The organism is Bacillus sp. Marseille-P3661 (genome assembly GCF_900240995.1).
Lineage (GTDB): Bacteria > Bacillota > Bacilli > Bacillales > Bacillaceae_J > OESV01.
Map to the genome: position 1 here is coordinate 25,715 of NZ_LT965954.1, position 14,862 is coordinate 40,576.

General features: G+C 35.8%; 23 protein-coding genes and 1 tRNA gene. 3 read left to right on the forward strand and 21 right to left on the reverse strand.

Going from position 1 to position 14,862, the window contains the following annotated elements; translation table 11 throughout:
* Positions 1–82: 82 nt before the first annotated feature.
* From C1724_RS11010 to C1724_RS11040, 7 genes are all read right to left on the reverse strand, one after another.
* Positions 83–382, reverse strand: coding sequence for a hypothetical protein (locus C1724_RS11010; protein ID WP_102346830.1), 300 nt, complete (start codon positions 380–382; stop codon positions 83–85).
* A 550-nt stretch (positions 383–932) separates the two neighbouring features.
* Positions 933–1,232: a hypothetical protein gene (locus C1724_RS11015; RefSeq protein ID WP_102346831.1), complete on the reverse strand. Its 300-nt coding sequence runs from the start codon at positions 1,230–1,232 to the stop codon at positions 933–935.
* Between the two features lie 70 nt (positions 1,233–1,302).
* A complete protein-coding gene (locus tag C1724_RS11020) occupies positions 1,303–1,632 on the reverse strand; it encodes a hypothetical protein (protein WP_102346832.1) in 330 nt (109 codons plus the stop codon).
* Positions 1,632–1,949: a hypothetical protein gene (locus tag C1724_RS11025; RefSeq protein WP_102346833.1), complete on the reverse strand. Its 318-nt coding sequence runs from the start codon at positions 1,947–1,949 to the stop codon at positions 1,632–1,634. The genes C1724_RS11020 and C1724_RS11025 overlap by 1 nt, the downstream gene beginning before the upstream one ends.
* The gene (locus tag C1724_RS11030) at positions 1,909–2,205 is read right to left on the reverse strand and encodes a hypothetical protein (protein WP_102346834.1); all 297 of its coding nucleotides are present in this window, start codon (positions 2,203–2,205) and stop codon (positions 1,909–1,911) included. The genes C1724_RS11025 and C1724_RS11030 overlap by 41 nt, the downstream gene beginning before the upstream one ends.
* 1 nt (position 2,206) lies before the next feature.
* A complete protein-coding gene (locus C1724_RS11035; RefSeq protein WP_102346835.1) occupies positions 2,207–2,506 on the reverse strand; it encodes a hypothetical protein in 300 nt (99 codons plus the stop codon).
* Entirely contained in the window at positions 2,503–2,694 is a 192-nt protein-coding gene (locus tag C1724_RS11040; protein WP_102346836.1) for a hypothetical protein, read from the reverse strand. The genes C1724_RS11035 and C1724_RS11040 overlap by 4 nt, the downstream gene beginning before the upstream one ends.
* 139 nt (positions 2,695–2,833) lie before the next feature.
* Here C1724_RS11040 and C1724_RS11045 point away from each other — a divergent pair, with 139 nt between their 5' ends.
* Positions 2,834–3,205 carry a helix-turn-helix domain-containing protein gene (locus C1724_RS11045; RefSeq protein ID WP_258000375.1) on the forward strand — a complete coding sequence of 124 codons (372 nt, stop codon included), beginning with the start codon at positions 2,834–2,836 and terminating at the stop codon, positions 3,203–3,205.
* 169 nt (positions 3,206–3,374) lie between these two features.
* Here C1724_RS11045 and C1724_RS11050 read toward each other — a convergent pair whose 3' ends face one another.
* Together C1724_RS11050 and C1724_RS26080 are read right to left on the reverse strand one after the other, a co-directional pair.
* Positions 3,375–3,794 carry a hypothetical protein gene (locus C1724_RS11050; protein WP_142386548.1) on the reverse strand — a complete coding sequence of 140 codons (420 nt, stop codon included), beginning with the start codon at positions 3,792–3,794 and terminating at the stop codon, positions 3,375–3,377.
* Positions 3,775–3,897: a hypothetical protein gene (locus C1724_RS26080; protein ID WP_258000376.1), complete on the reverse strand. Its 123-nt coding sequence runs from the start codon at positions 3,895–3,897 to the stop codon at positions 3,775–3,777. The genes C1724_RS11050 and C1724_RS26080 overlap by 20 nt, the downstream gene beginning before the upstream one ends.
* A 142-nt stretch (positions 3,898–4,039) precedes the next feature.
* Between C1724_RS26080 and C1724_RS11055 the strand changes: the two genes are divergently transcribed.
* Positions 4,040–4,237: a helix-turn-helix transcriptional regulator gene (locus tag C1724_RS11055; RefSeq protein WP_308410496.1), complete on the forward strand. Its 198-nt coding sequence runs from the start codon at positions 4,040–4,042 to the stop codon at positions 4,235–4,237.
* A gap of 21 nt (positions 4,238–4,258) precedes the next feature.
* Here C1724_RS11055 and C1724_RS11060 read toward each other — a convergent pair whose 3' ends face one another.
* From C1724_RS11060 to C1724_RS25600, 5 genes are all read right to left on the reverse strand, one after another.
* Complete coding sequence (locus C1724_RS11060) at positions 4,259–4,549, reverse strand: DUF4359 domain-containing protein (RefSeq protein WP_102346838.1); 291 nt, start codon at positions 4,547–4,549, stop codon at positions 4,259–4,261.
* A gap of 213 nt (positions 4,550–4,762) precedes the next feature.
* Positions 4,763–5,035, reverse strand: coding sequence for a hypothetical protein (locus tag C1724_RS11065; protein ID WP_102346839.1), 273 nt, complete (start codon positions 5,033–5,035; stop codon positions 4,763–4,765).
* An 801-nt stretch (positions 5,036–5,836) separates the two neighbouring features.
* Entirely contained in the window at positions 5,837–6,802 is a 966-nt protein-coding gene (locus C1724_RS11070; protein WP_102346840.1) for a tyrosine-type recombinase/integrase, read from the reverse strand.
* 208 nt (positions 6,803–7,010) lie between these two features.
* Positions 7,011–7,107: transfer RNA gene (locus C1724_RS25595), tRNA-Sec, on the reverse strand.
* 261 nt (positions 7,108–7,368) lie between these two features.
* A complete protein-coding gene (locus C1724_RS25600; protein ID WP_180994244.1) occupies positions 7,369–7,521 on the reverse strand; it encodes a hypothetical protein in 153 nt (50 codons plus the stop codon).
* A gap of 307 nt (positions 7,522–7,828) precedes the next feature.
* Here C1724_RS25600 and C1724_RS11075 point away from each other — a divergent pair, with 307 nt between their 5' ends.
* Positions 7,829–8,254, forward strand: a complete 426-nt coding sequence (locus C1724_RS11075) for a DUF2621 family protein (protein ID WP_102346841.1) — start codon at positions 7,829–7,831, stop codon at positions 8,252–8,254.
* 100 nt (positions 8,255–8,354) lie between these two features.
* Here the strand turns inward: C1724_RS11075 and C1724_RS11080 are convergent, their stop codons facing one another.
* From C1724_RS11080 to tkt, 7 genes are all read right to left on the reverse strand, one after another.
* The gene (locus C1724_RS11080) at positions 8,355–8,846 is read right to left on the reverse strand and encodes a CcdC family protein (RefSeq protein ID WP_102346842.1); all 492 of its coding nucleotides are present in this window, start codon (positions 8,844–8,846) and stop codon (positions 8,355–8,357) included.
* Positions 8,847–8,965: 119 nt separating this feature from the next.
* Positions 8,966–9,328, reverse strand: a complete 363-nt coding sequence (locus C1724_RS11085; protein ID WP_102346843.1) for a response regulator — start codon at positions 9,326–9,328, stop codon at positions 8,966–8,968.
* A 242-nt stretch (positions 9,329–9,570) separates the two neighbouring features.
* Positions 9,571–10,278, reverse strand: coding sequence for a cytochrome c biogenesis CcdA family protein (locus C1724_RS11090; RefSeq protein WP_102346844.1), 708 nt, complete (start codon positions 10,276–10,278; stop codon positions 9,571–9,573).
* A 274-nt stretch (positions 10,279–10,552) separates the two neighbouring features.
* The gene (gene mnmH, locus C1724_RS11095) at positions 10,553–11,623 is read right to left on the reverse strand and encodes a tRNA 2-selenouridine(34) synthase MnmH (RefSeq protein WP_102346845.1); all 1,071 of its coding nucleotides are present in this window, start codon (positions 11,621–11,623) and stop codon (positions 10,553–10,555) included.
* A gap of 163 nt (positions 11,624–11,786) precedes the next feature.
* Positions 11,787–12,002, reverse strand: coding sequence for a YneF family protein (locus tag C1724_RS11100; RefSeq protein ID WP_102346846.1), 216 nt, complete (start codon positions 12,000–12,002; stop codon positions 11,787–11,789).
* A gap of 88 nt (positions 12,003–12,090) precedes the next feature.
* Positions 12,091–12,540: a sporulation inhibitor of replication protein SirA gene (sirA, locus tag C1724_RS11105; protein ID WP_102346847.1), complete on the reverse strand. Its 450-nt coding sequence runs from the start codon at positions 12,538–12,540 to the stop codon at positions 12,091–12,093.
* Between the two features lie 180 nt (positions 12,541–12,720).
* Positions 12,721–14,730, reverse strand: coding sequence for a transketolase (gene tkt, locus C1724_RS11110; protein ID WP_102346848.1), 2,010 nt, complete (start codon positions 14,728–14,730; stop codon positions 12,721–12,723).
* Between the last annotated feature and the right edge of the window lie 132 nt (positions 14,731–14,862).

The window sequence follows — 14,862 nt, forward strand, 5'->3', positions numbered from 1 at the left end:
CTTTCGTTAGATTAATAGATATAACGGAGCGCCCGACTCCTCTAATCGTGGAATAGTCGGGCTTGTCCGGTTTAGATTATTATTAATTTACAGTCGTAGGTAAGGACTTTACATCTCGCTGACCTTCCATTAATTCTCTAGTAACTTCGTCCACTAATTCCTTAACTCGCTCTGATTCATTTATAAAGTCATCAAAAGAACTGGAACGGTATAAATCAGCTTTCTCATATGACGTAGTAAGAACTAATATACCCGCGTAATCCCTTAAAAAGTCACCTGTATTAATGCGTGCGATCTCTTTTAATTCATTATGCAAAGTTACACCTCTGTAGCTATTCGCTTTGAATTCCTCATGATCTACTCCAATAACTAATGTTTTCATAACTCAATCTCTCCCTTTAATTTGTATTATTATTCGCCAGGCGTTACCCGACGTTATTCCCTTACCTACTTAATGCGGAGCGTTGTCCGATTTTGGGGCGCTCATAATGATATACCCCGATGAATTATGATTCGCGCACCCTCTATTACTAATTACGATTTTTTATTGCGAATTACACACCCGACAACACTAATTTCGAAATTTTAGGTACTTTCGCGCTCTATTAACTACATATAAAACGAAATTAATTTCGCGCATATAATCAGAAAATTTGTCCTATACTTCTATATACGAAATAACTTCGATCGACTGTGCGTCTCTATTACTAAATGCGTAATTAACTTTCGTTTTGGGGCGTCTCTATTTTATGAATAGGCGAACAAGTATCGTTTTTGGTACATTGATTAACTATTTCATAATAACTACCCAAAATTAACGACGTTATTGGTACATCGAAAATAAAAACCTCCTACCGCTGCCTAAACGGTAAGAGGCGGTACCTTATGTAATCGGCGTTACTGTTTGCCGCCAGTATTTACGCCGTCGAGTTTTACTTCAATCGCTTGTCCAAAACATACGCAAGTAGTTCCGTCTCTGTCATCGATTTGTAGTTTTCGCGTATGTACTCGCACGCATCTTTGGATATTTGAAATTCCATATAGTCACTGCCAAAATTCTCCCAGCAGCCTTCGAATTTTTCTGACGGGCGTATACGTTCTAATGTAGCGAAACGATCGTCAACAATCGTAATTGCTAAATCTTGAGAAATAATAAACGAATCAAATGCAAAGAAATATGGTTTTTGTGCAACTGTACAATAATCATAAATAGCAACTTGTACTTTTTTCATGTATAATAACCTCCGTCTATGTTTTTAGTAGTGGCGCGTAAGAGAATGGCGGTTCTCCTACGCGTCTTTCTTATTTAAAATCTAGCGTATCCTCTAACGTTATTAAGTAGTCGATAAATTCGTACATATCCATTTCTACTACTTTATTAAAATCAATAACATCTTCCGGTATCCGGATACGAGGTAAATTCATTTCAAATATGCAAGGCGTACCGTCTATGATTTCAAAACTACCTGGCTCTAGTTGCCATACGGATATTCCGTCGAAGTCAGCGACTAGAAAACGGTGATCGCCGTATAGTATGCCAGTACGCTTAATGCCAAATGGTTCACCCGTGTCCTCCCAGATTTGGTTGTTCATAACTTCGACTACACGCGGCTTATTAATCATTAAATCCATTACCTCCAATATAATGTGGTTAAATATTTCATAAAATCGACTGCAGATAACTCATTTACCATTTCAATCGATAAAGTTTCCTCAGGGTCGCCGATATTTTGAATATGGATACCTATACAAAATTTAGAATCAACGTCAATAATGATTTGATTATCAATCTGATATGAAATCTGATATATTACATATCCTTCGCTATCGATGGTAATGACGTACTTATCGCTAATTTTTAAACCTTGAAGATTAACCGATGATATCGAGCCGTCAGTTTCTTCGTATCTATATAAGCAATCCACTATCTCCTTTTTTGTCGATAACATAATATTTCCTCCATTCTTCTTGAGGTAAGCCAAAGATGTTAATTCCTAATTCTTGTAACGTGATTGGGTCGATTCTACATTGCGTTATAACAATGTCTTTCATTTCGAAAAATAAAGAGAAAGTTATTTCATCGATTTCTACCGATTGAAATGGGTAATTTTCGTCGATAACAGCTACCTGATATTTACCTCGATTTAATTTACCGATCTCCACTAATACGTAAGCATCCTCATAATTTAACAGTGTAAATTTCATACTATCGCTCCTTAACAAGTTGGTAACCTGCAAATTCCGCAAATGCTTTTACTTCAAAAACGCTTATTTTTAATAAACTGAAATCACCGCTTGAATATCGAAACATTAAACCGTCAGAGATAATGTAAACCAGTATGTTTTGCGGAGTCCCTGTTAACATCATTCGGAAATCATCAGTCTTAAATCCTGTTTCATACTCCCTTCTTAACGTAATAAAAGAAGTCTGATCGGTTAACCAACGGGAAAATTTTCGATCATGTTCTTCGATGTTATCGAGTAACTTATCAAAAATCGTTTTCACTCTACATCACCTCTCAAACGTTGAGTTGTGCGCTGATTATACGCCTTAATAATTGCGTTGATTAAATACTCTTTGCTGAAATCGTCTTTCGCTGAGTTTAGATAAATTTCGATTTGTAATTTCACGTCCATACCTAACAAGAATTTTCTAAAATCATCGTTGTTAAGGTGCCAGTTAATTTCATTCATTATTAATCCCCCCTTCCAAATAACGCTTATACGATATCTCGTTTCTTATAATAACGCATAAGCGATAATATCGTCAAGACGATATTGCGATATTTTTCCAAAAATTTTATAATGGACAATGAGAGGAGGTTGATTATATTTGAAAAAATTACCAAAAGAAGAAATAAATCAAATACTTATTGAATCTAACGAAGGTGATACCGACCGTTTAGTTTTAGTCATACGGTTAGGAGATTTATTAAAAGAAAAAGGAATTACTCAAAAGGAACTGGCTGAAATGACTGGAATGAGACCTAATGCAGTCTCAAATCTAGCACGGGGAGTAGTTGAGCGAATTACAATCGATCATATAGAAAGGATTGCGAACGCTTTAAAGGTAGAAGATATAAACGAATTAGTAACACTTGAATTAGAAAGCGAAGTATGGAATATGTCTACAATAAATAAACAGAAAGAATTTTTAGAACATAAAGCTGAATACGAAAGAAACAAAAATAGCGACGATGATTAAACCATCTCGCTTTTTTGTTGCAAAAAAAATAAGCCGTCAAAATAGAACGGCCATGATCGCTAGAAATCCAATTACTATTAAACTATCCTTTTCGCCAGGCGTTAACACGCGTCGCCTTTCATACGTAGTACTATCTCCTCTAACCGGCAGCCAATCGATTCTACTGTAATCATAAGCTGAATCGGATTCCTCCGGTACACTTAATGGGTTCGTTGTTGAAAACCGTCCCTTCTCGTCTCGGCTGCGGTTGGATACGTCGATCGACTTGATTTCCTTCTCTTTCAATACCGATAGAATCTCGTCTAGTTTCTGCCGCTCCTGATACGTTAACATTGACGTCATTCTCCCCCTCTAACGATTTATACGTCTGTTCCAACCAATATCCATGATCGAATACCTCCCATTTAGCGGAAGGAAGGGAGGAGTTATCTTTCAAATGAGTCTCGACTTGTGCGATAAATAATCGATTAAATGGAGCAGAGAATAATGCTAGTCGGATTAGTTGATTACGATCTAACGTCGTGACTTCTGTTAATTCTTCGAGATAATCTTTATAGACGTCATCCATTCTAACGGTTGGCCGGTACATTTGACGTCACTTCCTTTATAATTTCCTCTAGTAACTTACGTCCTTCCTCTGTTAAGTAAATACGTTCTGACGTCATTAATTGAATCGCTAATTCTTTCGTCATTTAACTTCACTCCTTTTCGTTGAATAGTAGAGTATATGACGTCCGTTATAAAACTTGCCTGTCCATCGTGTAAAAAATTAATTAAAGGATTACTGACGTCATTCATAGAATATAAAAACAACGAAAATAAGGCGGTGACGTCATGCTAGAAATGGAATGTCGATTGAAAGATATATTGAAAGACCGTGGAATAAAACAAACGTGGTTAGCTGAACGTATTGGAGTACGCCAGGGAACGATAAACGAGATTGTAAACGGTAAGAGATTACCGACGCTGCCAGTTGCTTATCGAATAGCAAAGGAACTTGGAGCACATATCGAGGATATATGGAGAATATAAGAAAAACAAAAAGGCTCCTTCTTATTTAAAGGAGCCGCTTTGACCTAGCCATATAAAATTTCCAAATAAACCTACTGCGGTTATATCTTCGTTCTCTCCCATAGCCGTTTTATAAACGCTAAATACTCCGTAATTATTTTGAGTAGTATAGTTATCAAATATTGCTCCACCGATAAAACCGACAATAATTCCACTTTCCTGATTAACTTGGGTTTTTGCCCAGTCTACATAATCAGCTTTAGACGGGTTAGTTATAGCGCCGAATAATGCCACAAACACTAATACCGCTATTAAAATATAGCCTTTCTTCATATATGACACCTCCTTTAATTTTCATTATTTACAGATAATTGCACGATATACATAAAAAACGCCTGATACCGAATAAACGGTAACAGACGTCTTGTTTTATTAACGTTAAATTTTAAGCACATAACTCGCCTAAGTAATTGGCGCTCTCTTACGCCAATTTATGCGGGAAGTCTCGGAAATATGCGTGTCTATTCAGAAAATTTCATTAAAAAATTACATATTATTTAACGATTGAACTATTTTTAACGCCTTTTGTACCTTTTGTGGCGTCCATCCTTCCGTCTGTAAATCGGTTATTAATTGCTCCCAGTCGTTAATAGTTTGATTCTGCGGTACTACACCGCCTTCTAAATCCCGTTGGATTAATCGTTTAATATACGACGAGAAGTTCGCCCGTTTACTAGCGTGTTCTAATAACGCCATCTGATCGGGGTCGTCGATATTAAATGCGACTGACTTCCTGGTAATTTGTATTTTATCCGCCATTACATAACTCCTTAATAATCGTTTATTAAAGTAATATGACGGTAACAACTAATTAATAACTGCTTGTACGAAAAAAGTGACGCCATCTTAGTAAGAGGATAAACGTTATAAACTCCATTAATCAAAAATCGAAAGTTATTTTTATTTTGCGCATTTTAAGAGAGTAAGATGTAGAAATAAAATGGGGTCGCCCCCCCTGTGGCGGGCCTAAGTATTCGAAGGTTACATTATTACACATAACAATTATTTTACGTAATAATCTAAAGTTAAGAATGGCGTTTCTATGCGGTTTCACGCTAGCGATCGTAATTATCTTCGTATTTTTACAGTAGTATCTTGACTTCTACGAAATAAAATAGTGCTTAATTTATACCTCTCGAAAGTTTTGAGAGACGCGTCCATCAGGACGTTGCAGCCGATGTAATTACGTATATTCGGGAAAAGTTACGTATTTGTAAAGTAATGTAAACGCTAATTCATCGAAAAATAGTCGGATTGAATCGTGTAAAACGTCCAATAGAATCCAACGATTTCGCACGTTAATACACCGTAAACACTCAGTAAAACTCTAGTAAACTAAAACGGGAAATAATTAATATTTCCGAGTTTTATCTTATATGTATATACTGGTAATTAACTCGGTTTAGTCGGACTGTGAATCATTCATTATTCGAATGTGTAATCGATTGGAACGGCTGTTATTTGTAATCCGACTCCCTATCGTTTTTACACGTTGGATTATCATTTTACATCGTCTGCCCATATAACTAATAAACGCCACCGATTAGGTGACGTTAGTTACTATTTAAATACGCTATTAAGCGGACTAAATGTATTATGTTGGTACTTAATATCCGCGTTAGACATCTGTATATATCGACGTACCATATTCATATGAGAATGGCCCAATATTTTCTGTAGCGAGAAAGGATCTCCGCCGTTCATAATATAAAATAAAGCGCCTGTATGTCGAAACGTGTGCGGTGATACACGTTTATTAGTAATGCCCGCTAGTTTACCGCAATCAGCAATATCACTTCTAACAGTAGACGTCGTTAACTTCTCCCCTTCGTATGAAACGAAGAGATACTCGCTACCAAATTCCATTGTTTCGTCTATATATTCTTTTAGTAATTTAATTGTTTTCGCTGAGATAGGTACGTATCTCGATACTTTCGTTTTAGTGCCATCACCTTCTAATAAAATACTACCGTTTTTTAAATCGATATTCTTTCGCTTAATATTAATTAATTCCGTACACCTAACGAGTGTATCTAGTAAAACAAATTGGATAACTTTTGTTCTGAAACCGGTGTAACTTGTCTCGTCGATTACCCCTATTAATCGCCGCACTTCCTCCGGAGTAAAGGACTCTACGTTATCAATCGGAGCCTTAACCGGCTTAAATCGTTTATGAATCGGTTCTGATATCCACGCCTTTTCCTCGTAACAATAACGGACGAACGCTCTCATCGTTCTAACACGAATATTAATAGTAGCTGGCGCTAAGTCTTGTTCTTCTCTCATATGCGTTATCCATCTTACAAAACGTTCAGTCGTCATTTGTTCGCCTGTTAAATCATCGCCAGTATAACGTAGGAAATAATCGAAGTTAATATAATATTCGTCGATCGTGCGTTTAGATAACCCTTCCGACTTTTTAATTATCATAAAATTTTCGAACATCTCCCGCATAGTTAACCCTTCCACCTTAGAAGAATCGACGAAAGTATTCCGTTTAAATTTACGTAATGGTTTTCTTTGCATAAAAAAAATTCCTCCTACAATAAAGTATCGTAGCAGGAACGAGTTATGTATATAACACGGATTTCGACTTAATACTAACACGGTTTAATCTTACGGTTTAATACGGTCTTATCAAAAATACCTAAAAATCCGATATAGAAAACCGTTTTATACACCGTTTTTAATCACCGGTTAAATCATCGATAAATGCCGTCATAGAGCGGTTTTTTGGCGGGACTGTGTGAGAATCGAACTCACCTAACCTGGCACGCAGGTCACAAGCGGTTTTGAAGACCGTGGAGGACACCAGTACCCCATCCAATCCCGTTAATTAACAACTATAATAGATTATACTTTAATAGAATTATGATTTCAACTATTATACTAAAAATATATACCGAATATATTTCCAGTAATCCATTATGTATGCTTATCATGGAATTTTGACTTCATCGAGTAGCATATAAATTAACACCATCTTAGCCCCACAAGTTAATTTGTTTCTTCAAAGAAACATTAACATTATAGGGCTAATATTATGCAGTATGATGTCTGGTCTATTACTTCAATTAATACACCCGAAGTTTTTAGCCATCACTCATTTTTTCACGTGTCGGATGAATGGCCTTTTCCATTTCCTCTGCAGACATCACATTATCAGCAGCACTCATTGCATCGCTAAACGGCTTGCCTTTTTGACTTCCGCTCTTCTCGTTATGTCTTTTCTTCCTATTTGTCAAATTTATCACTCCTTTCCATTTATCCCGCGATTAACTGGCTGTAAGCCCCCCACGTCAAGAATTCGAGAGCATACCAATGAATTGTTAGTGGGGATTAACAGCCAGTAAACGCCCGATTGGTTTAAGGGCCTTTAGGTCATACCTTTAGGTACTAACAATCAGCGTGGGATGAAGCCTTTCACTTTATTATCATCTCAAGTTCCGTCCTGTTTATGCGTTTTGTTTTTAGTTGGTTCCTAGCATCTTTACTGATAAAATAGTATCATATAATAATGATCTGTTTATTTATCGCGGAAGGTGGAACATAATGTTTGACAGTTGGATACAATGGTTAATCTTTTTTTGGACAATATTTATGATTTCGATGCTTTTTATTGGTGGGTATTTTATGTTTAGAAAGTTTTTGAAACGGCTACCAAAGGAAGACGGAAAATCAATTATGGATTGGGAAGAGCATTACTTAAAAGAGACAAGGCATCTTTGGCCACAAGAACAAAAGGATTTCTTAGAAGAGCTAGTTAAACCGGTACCTGAACTCTTTCGTGATGTTGCAAGACAAAAAATCGCGGCAAAAATCGGGGAAATCGCGCTTGAAAAGCAAGCAGCTGAAATTTCTCAAGAGCTCGTTATTCAAGGGTATATAAAAGCTACCCCAAAGAGAGATCATAAATTTTTGAGAAAAACACTAAAAGAAAAAGAAATTGATCTCTCCACATATGAGCATTACTTTTAAACTAATGCACTCTTCTTCAAAAGATAACAAGCTAGTAAAAAAGGGAGCCCATCGTCAATTCATGACAATGGCTCCCTTTATTCTTATCAACATTCTCTATTTATGCCTTTTGAACTTTATGAAAGGTTTTACTTTCAAGTGTGCTTTCTAGTTTTTTATAAGAAAAATACATCGCAATCCGCCACGGTAAAATCATTCCAAATGCTAGAATAAAAAACATCCCGCTTGTTTCTCCAAATGAAATATAATGCCCAAGCACTAATTTCATAGCAATTCTAATTACTAATAATCCAAACAATATGAAAACAAAAGCTTTTGAACGCTTTAAATAAATTTCATTGTTTTGAATTTCAAAATTCGAAGTTTTAATTAATAATAGTGAGAATAGTACTCCTACTAAAAACGCTTCAGCAGCTTGAGAAAAAGTAACCCTAAACATAGGAAAAACAAACATGAAAGCACCTGTGCTCATAAAAACAGGTGGCAAAATAATCTTTTTTATAGTTGCAGGTTTTTTGGCAGCGCGAATTCGAACAAAAATTGCCAATATAGCCATTATTACAGCACCCACTGAACTAGCGACAATTATCATAACAACCACTCTTTCTTTCCCTATATATCAAGTGCATTTGCAAATTTCTAGTTCCTTTTAATAACGAAGAACCACTAAAGATATTGGGTCTAGAGTGGTTCATACTTTTAAAATGTATGTTACATTTCTAGTACTCTCGAAATCGCTTCAAGTACTCGACTTTCATCAAATGGTTTAACAATAAAATCCTTAGCACCTGACTCAATCGATTCAACGACAAGCTTTTGTTGCCCCATTGCTGAACACATAATAATTTTGGCATTGGGATCATGCGCCTTTATTTCTTTTAACGCATCAATACCTGTCATCTCAGGCATTGTGATATCTAGCATTACAATATCTGGCTTAAGTCTATTATAAAGTTCTACTCCAATGCGCCCATTTTCCCCTTCTCCAACCACTTCATGCATACCTTTTTGCAATATATTTGTAAGAGTCATTCTCATAAATTTCGCATCGTCCACAATTAAAACTCTAGCCATTCTTTTCCCCCTTACGAAATGCCCTCTACGAATCATAGATTATTATTACCGGCACGAAAAGCATTTCAACTTACTATCGACAAACTTCAAATATATATTTACTATTAATAATTTTTACCTTTTAGACAGGTATGCAGCGCTAATAAAGCGCTGCACCACGTTTATTTACTAAGTAAGTATTAAAAATCTCAAACTATAGAAATCCCTTAATATTATAGTATATATGAAATTAGAATTCCAATTTAAAACCCTGTAAACCCACCAAAAAGATTAATTAAATATGCAGTGATTTTTGTCATCCAGTCAAAGAAAAGAAAGATCCCCATAACAATCATAAGATAGCCACCAATTTTAATGATTTTAACATTATATTTCTTAATCCATGACATTTTTCCAATAAAAAATGTCATAATAAAAAATGGAATTGCAAAGCCTAATGTATATGCAATCATATACATCATACCAGATCCTGGGTTCGATACACTTAATGCCAATACTGCCGCTAAAATCGGACCAGTACAAGGTGTCCAACCAGCAGCGAATCCCATTCCAATGATAATTGAGCCAATAAAACCGGATGGTCGATTTTTAAAAGTCAACTTATGATCTTTCATCAAAAATTCAGGCTTTAATACACCTACAATAACAAAACCAAAAAAGACAATTAAAATGGCACCAACCTGCCGGATTAAGTCATTATATTGCAAAAAGAAACGGCCGATAAACGAGGTCGACATACCTAACATAATAAATATGCTTGAAAAGCCAATTAGAAAGAACAGTGTATGCAGCATTGCTCTTCTTTGTAGTATTGCATTTTCTGCTTTTAGATCTGCAACTGATACACCAGTTATGTAAGATAGAAAAGCAGGATACAAAGGTAAGCAACAAGGTGAAATAAATGATAAAAACCCTGCACCAAAGGCTAAAAATATGTTCACATCTGCCATAAAAACAACTCCTAGATGGTAAAAAGTCTTCATTCCTTTCTTATTCTATCAAATCAGTTCCTAAAATCATAATAATTTAATCAACATTTTGTGACAATTTTCAGAACGATAAGACTAAATTAAAGCAGAAGTTGCATATTTCCCTTACCCCAAAAATACAATATCAAAAGTACTTATTTTCAGAAATTCGACTTTTCTAGCGTAACCGAATCCAACTTAAGAGACGCAGAATTGAACCTGCCATCGACTATATAGAAATCAAAAAAACTGCCAACTAAATAGTTAGCAGTCCATTGTATTTCACTAATTCATTTATTTTAGCTTTCACTACATTAATCCCATCATTCAAATCATCCGTATAAACATAATTTACAGGTGTATCAAGTTTATTTGCTGCGTAGGAATACCTTGGATCGTAATATTCTTCCAATAGTATCCTAACAAACTCGGAAAAATTCTTTTTTTCCAATTCCGAATATAAATACTCAACTATAGTAGGCGGTATACGTTTTTTAAGAACGGCCATCGCTTCTAATGTTTCAGCAAAGTTTTTCTCGAATTGATAAGTCTCACAAATAGCTTTTGCTCTACTTTCAATTGATGCATTAATGTGAATTCTAACTCCACGATCTTTTCCCTTTAAAATAAAGTCGGGCAAAATGACTTTCCCAATCCTTTTACTTTCAGCCTCAATAATATAATAAGGAAATTCTTTTAGCTCAGATAGTCTTTCCCACAGTCCTTTTTCAAATTCCTTTTGTGAACGAGGTTTCAATCCAATTGCTCCAAATGTGGAACCACGATGTCCTGCAAGCCTTTCTAGATCAATAACTGGATAACCTTCTGATTCAAGTGCCTGTAAGATATCAGTCTTTCTTGTTCCTGTAAGACCTTCTAGCACAATGTAAGGCTTCTCCTCAGATCCCAATCTTTCTAGATCAGCAGCAATTAGCTGGCGGTAGCTTCTAATACCATTTAACAATTGAAATAACGGTATTCCGATAGCTGCCATAATCGAGACTATACTTCTGCTTCTCATTCCACCTCTCCAACAATACACTACAATCGTTTTTTCTTTATTCATCTCCGCACATTCTTTATATTTATGATAAAAATCAGGAAGTTTCTTTGAAAGAATCTCAACACCTAATTCGATTGCTTTTTCCTGACTTATTTGCTTGTAGGTTGTACCGATTTTTGCTCTTTCCTCATTTGTAAATAGAGGAATATTTATTGCCCCAGTAATATGAAACTCATCAAATTCTTTTGGTGAGCGAACATCAATATAAAAAGTATTTTCATTTAGAGCATCTTCTATTGAAATAGTTGGTATGCTTAACAACATAATCGTCATCCCTTATCTTTCTTCTTATTCCTAACTATATATTATATGCCCCTCGCGCACGTTAAGCAAATGATCAAAAAATGGCATAATGCACCAATCTAGATAATAGCCTTAATATGAAAAGGACACTCAATAATGAGCGCCCTTTTCGTTAATGCTTTTATTACTTTTTTTGTAGTTTATTCATCTGTGACATCATTTGATTTATTTTCTTTTGAGAAGGTTTCTGACCCATTTGCATCATCATTACCTTTAACATTTGTTCATTAATAGGTGGATTATTTTTTAAATAATTTTCCATATATTTTCTAGCAACAAAAAAGCCAATTGCTACACCTGCGAGTAATGCCACTAAACCAACTAAAATATAAGTCCACATAAAAACACTTTCCTCCTCATGGTTGTCCTAAACTACAGTTTACTAAAACCGATTCTAATATACAATAGTTTTAGACACAATCCCACAATTAAACATATTGTCTTTGCTTGATCGGATTTAGCCAACCAAAACGTCCATGTTCAAAATCCATTGCTAAAAAGTAAGGACTATATTTTCGAAGTGTTTCAAAAAAAGCCGTTTCCGCTTCATAGCTACCTTCGGACGAAAGTAATAAATATTGGTCATATACTTCTAATTTAGCCATAGACTGTGAGCGTTTTGTTCGAATTTTATAAGTAAATTGGATCTTATCTTGTTCATATAAAGGCTTTATATTCAAACTTTTTTCAATAAACCGATTGATTTCTATGATCGAAATTGGATTGGTAATGTAGTTAATTTGATTCGTTAATATAGGAATAAGACATTCATTAGCTGTCTGTCTATTTTCTAAAAACAAATTAAAAATCAGCAATTCTTTGCCAAAATAGTCGTAAGCTACTTCCTCTGTAAGTAGATGAATATGATAGCTTCTCATCGTCATTCCTCCTACTCTACCTTTTCTAGTAAAGTATAGCCTAAATAGAAGGAAATGATTGTCATCTACTGGTGAAAGATTCCACTAGTTTTGTCGATTTACAGCTTTATTACATATTTAAAGTAGAAAGAAACTCCCCTTACATTAATATTAATAAGAGGAGCTACTACATTATCTAAATTATTTTTGAAGCACTGCTTTTACCTTAGCAACAACATTCTCAACAGTAAAACCATACTCCTGCATGATTTTTTCTCCAGGTGCAGACGCTCCAAATGTATCGATAGCAATTATTGTACCTTCATCCCCAGCATAACGATTCCAACCGAGTGATGAGCCCATTTCAACCGCTACTCTCTTTTTAACTGCTTTTGGAAGAACACTTTCTTTGTATTCTTGCGTTTGTTCTTCGAAACGATCCCATGCCGGCATACTTACTACAGATACAGCGATGCCTTCTTTTTGAAGAATAGCTTGCGCCTCTATTCCCAAATTGACCTCTGAACCTGAAGCAAGAATAATAGCATCTGGCGTATCCTTACTAGCTTTACTTACCACATACGCACCTTTTTTCACGCCTTCATACGCATGTTGGTCTGTTCCTTCAATTGTAGGAAGACCTTGACGAGAAAGAACTAAAGCTGTAGGTTTGTTTTCACTTTCTAACGCAACTCTCCATGCTGCCACTGTTTCATTTCCATCAGCTGGACGAATAACAGATAGATTCGGCATCGCACGCAATGCAGCTAACTGTTCAACCGGCTCATGCGTTGGACCATCTTCACCGACAGCAATACTGTCATGTGTAAATACATACGTAACTGGTAAGTTCATTAATGCTGCGAGACGGATTGCTGGTCGCAAGTAATCAGAGAATACAAAGAATGTAGCACCGAAAACTTTTAGCCCACCATGCAAAGCAAGTCCGTTTAAGGCTGCACCCATTGCAAATTCACGAACACCAAACCAGATATTGCGGCCGCTATAATTGCTAGAAGAAAAATCACCTTGATCTTTCATCATTGTTTTATTTGAACTTGCTAAGTCAGCTGAACCACCGAAAAAGCTTGGAACTGCTTGAGCAATTGCGTTAATAGCTTGGCCAGATGAATCTCTGCTAGCAGGCTTATCTTTTCCAACTTGATAAGTTGGTAAACTTTGCTCCCATCCTTCAGGTAATAGTCCATCAATTGCCGTTTGAAGTTCTGTTCCCAACTCAGGATGAGCTTGTTTATATTGAGTAAATAAGCTATTCCATTGTTCTTCAAGCTGTTGACCTTTTTGTTTCACTTCTTTTTCAAAGTGCTCATATACTTCTGCAGGAACATGGAAGTCTTCAGCGAAAGTCCATTTATAGGCTTCTTTTACTAATTTCGTTTCATCAGCCCCTAATGGCGCACCGTGTGAAGCAGATTTACCGCCTTTGTTTGGTGAGCCGAAACCAATAGTTGTTTTTACCTCAATTAATGTCGGGCGCTCTAAATCGTTTCGCGCTGCATCAAGTGCACTTGCTATTTCATCTAGATCATTCCCATCTTCTACTCGAAGTACTTGCCAACCATACGCTTCGTAGCGTTTAATGACATCTTCAGAAAACGAGCGATTTAAATCTCCGTCTAAAGATATGTCATTTGAATCATATAAAATAACTAAGCGACCTAATTTAAGATGACCTGCAAGTGAAGCTGATTCTGCTGATACACCTTCCATTAAATCTCCGTCTCCACAAATACTATATGTATAATGATTAATAAGTTCAAAATCATCTTTATTATATTTACCTGCTAAATGTCTTTCTGCCATCGCCATCCCGACTGCAGTTGCAACACCTTGACCTAGAGGACCCGTAGTTGCCTCCACCCCTGGAGTATGCCCATATTCAGGGTGACCTGGTGTTTTACTTCCCCACTGACGGAAACCTTTTAGATCCTCGATTGAAACATCATAACCAGTTAAATGTAATAGACTATATAATAACATTGAACCGTGTCCAGCTGATAACACAAATCGGTCCCGATTAAACCATTTTGGATTACTAGGATTGTGATTCATAAAATTAGTCCATAGTTTATACGCCATTGGTGCAGCGCCCATCGGCATACCAGGATGCCCTGAGTTAGCTTTTTCGATCGCATCTATTGATAATGTACGAATCGAGCTAATCGACAATTGTTCGATTGAAAGTGACATTCACTTCATCCTTTCTTTTTTTATATTCCTGTCCATAATAAGATGGAAAAACAATTTGTACAACTATTAAATAAAATTTGTCAAATTGGCTCAAACTTTCCCTACCTATTATACCTTTTTATTTTATAAATT

Bases quoted from the DNA above. Each gene is read 5' to 3' on its own strand.
- C1724_RS11010 (WP_102346830.1), bottom strand. From the start codon at position 382: ATGAAAACATTAGTTATTGGAGTAGATCATGAGGAATTCAAAGCGAAT.
- C1724_RS11015 (WP_102346831.1), bottom strand. From the start codon at position 1,232: ATGAAAAAAGTACAAGTTGCTATTTATGATTATTGTACAGTTGCACAA.
- C1724_RS11020 (WP_102346832.1), bottom strand. From the start codon at position 1,632: ATGGATTTAATGATTAATAAGCCGCGTGTAGTCGAAGTTATGAACAAC.
- C1724_RS11025 (WP_102346833.1), bottom strand. From the start codon at position 1,949: ATGTTATCGACAAAAAAGGAGATAGTGGATTGCTTATATAGATACGAA.
- C1724_RS11030 (WP_102346834.1), bottom strand. From the start codon at position 2,205: ATGAAATTTACACTGTTAAATTATGAGGATGCTTACGTATTAGTGGAG.
- C1724_RS11040 (WP_102346836.1), bottom strand. From the start codon at position 2,694: ATGAATGAAATTAACTGGCACCTTAACAACGATGATTTTAGAAAATTC.
- C1724_RS11050 (WP_142386548.1), bottom strand. From the start codon at position 3,794: ATGTACCGGCCAACCGTTAGAATGGATGACGTCTATAAAGATTATCTC.
- C1724_RS26080 (WP_258000376.1), bottom strand. From the start codon at position 3,897: ATGACGAAAGAATTAGCGATTCAATTAATGACGTCAGAACGTATTTAC.
- C1724_RS11055 (WP_308410496.1), top strand. From the start codon at position 4,040: ATGCTAGAAATGGAATGTCGATTGAAAGATATATTGAAAGACCGTGGA.
- C1724_RS11060 (WP_102346838.1), bottom strand. From the start codon at position 4,549: ATGAAGAAAGGCTATATTTTAATAGCGGTATTAGTGTTTGTGGCATTA.
- C1724_RS11065 (WP_102346839.1), bottom strand. From the start codon at position 5,035: ATGGCGGATAAAATACAAATTACCAGGAAGTCAGTCGCATTTAATATC.
- C1724_RS11070 (WP_102346840.1), bottom strand. From the start codon at position 6,802: ATGCAAAGAAAACCATTACGTAAATTTAAACGGAATACTTTCGTCGAT.
- C1724_RS11075 (WP_102346841.1), top strand. From the start codon at position 7,829: ATGTTTGACAGTTGGATACAATGGTTAATCTTTTTTTGGACAATATTT.
- C1724_RS11080 (WP_102346842.1), bottom strand. From the start codon at position 8,846: ATGATAATTGTCGCTAGTTCAGTGGGTGCTGTAATAATGGCTATATTG.
- C1724_RS11085 (WP_102346843.1), bottom strand. From the start codon at position 9,328: ATGGCTAGAGTTTTAATTGTGGACGATGCGAAATTTATGAGAATGACT.
- C1724_RS11090 (WP_102346844.1), bottom strand. From the start codon at position 10,278: ATGGCAGATGTGAACATATTTTTAGCCTTTGGTGCAGGGTTTTTATCA.
- mnmH (WP_102346845.1), bottom strand. From the start codon at position 11,623: ATGTTGTTAAGCATACCAACTATTTCAATAGAAGATGCTCTAAATGAA.
- C1724_RS11100 (WP_102346846.1), bottom strand. From the start codon at position 12,002: ATGTGGACTTATATTTTAGTTGGTTTAGTGGCATTACTCGCAGGTGTA.
- sirA (WP_102346847.1), bottom strand. From the start codon at position 12,540: ATGAGAAGCTATCATATTCATCTACTTACAGAGGAAGTAGCTTACGAC.
- tkt (WP_102346848.1), bottom strand. From the start codon at position 14,730: ATGTCACTTTCAATCGAACAATTGTCGATTAGCTCGATTCGTACATTA.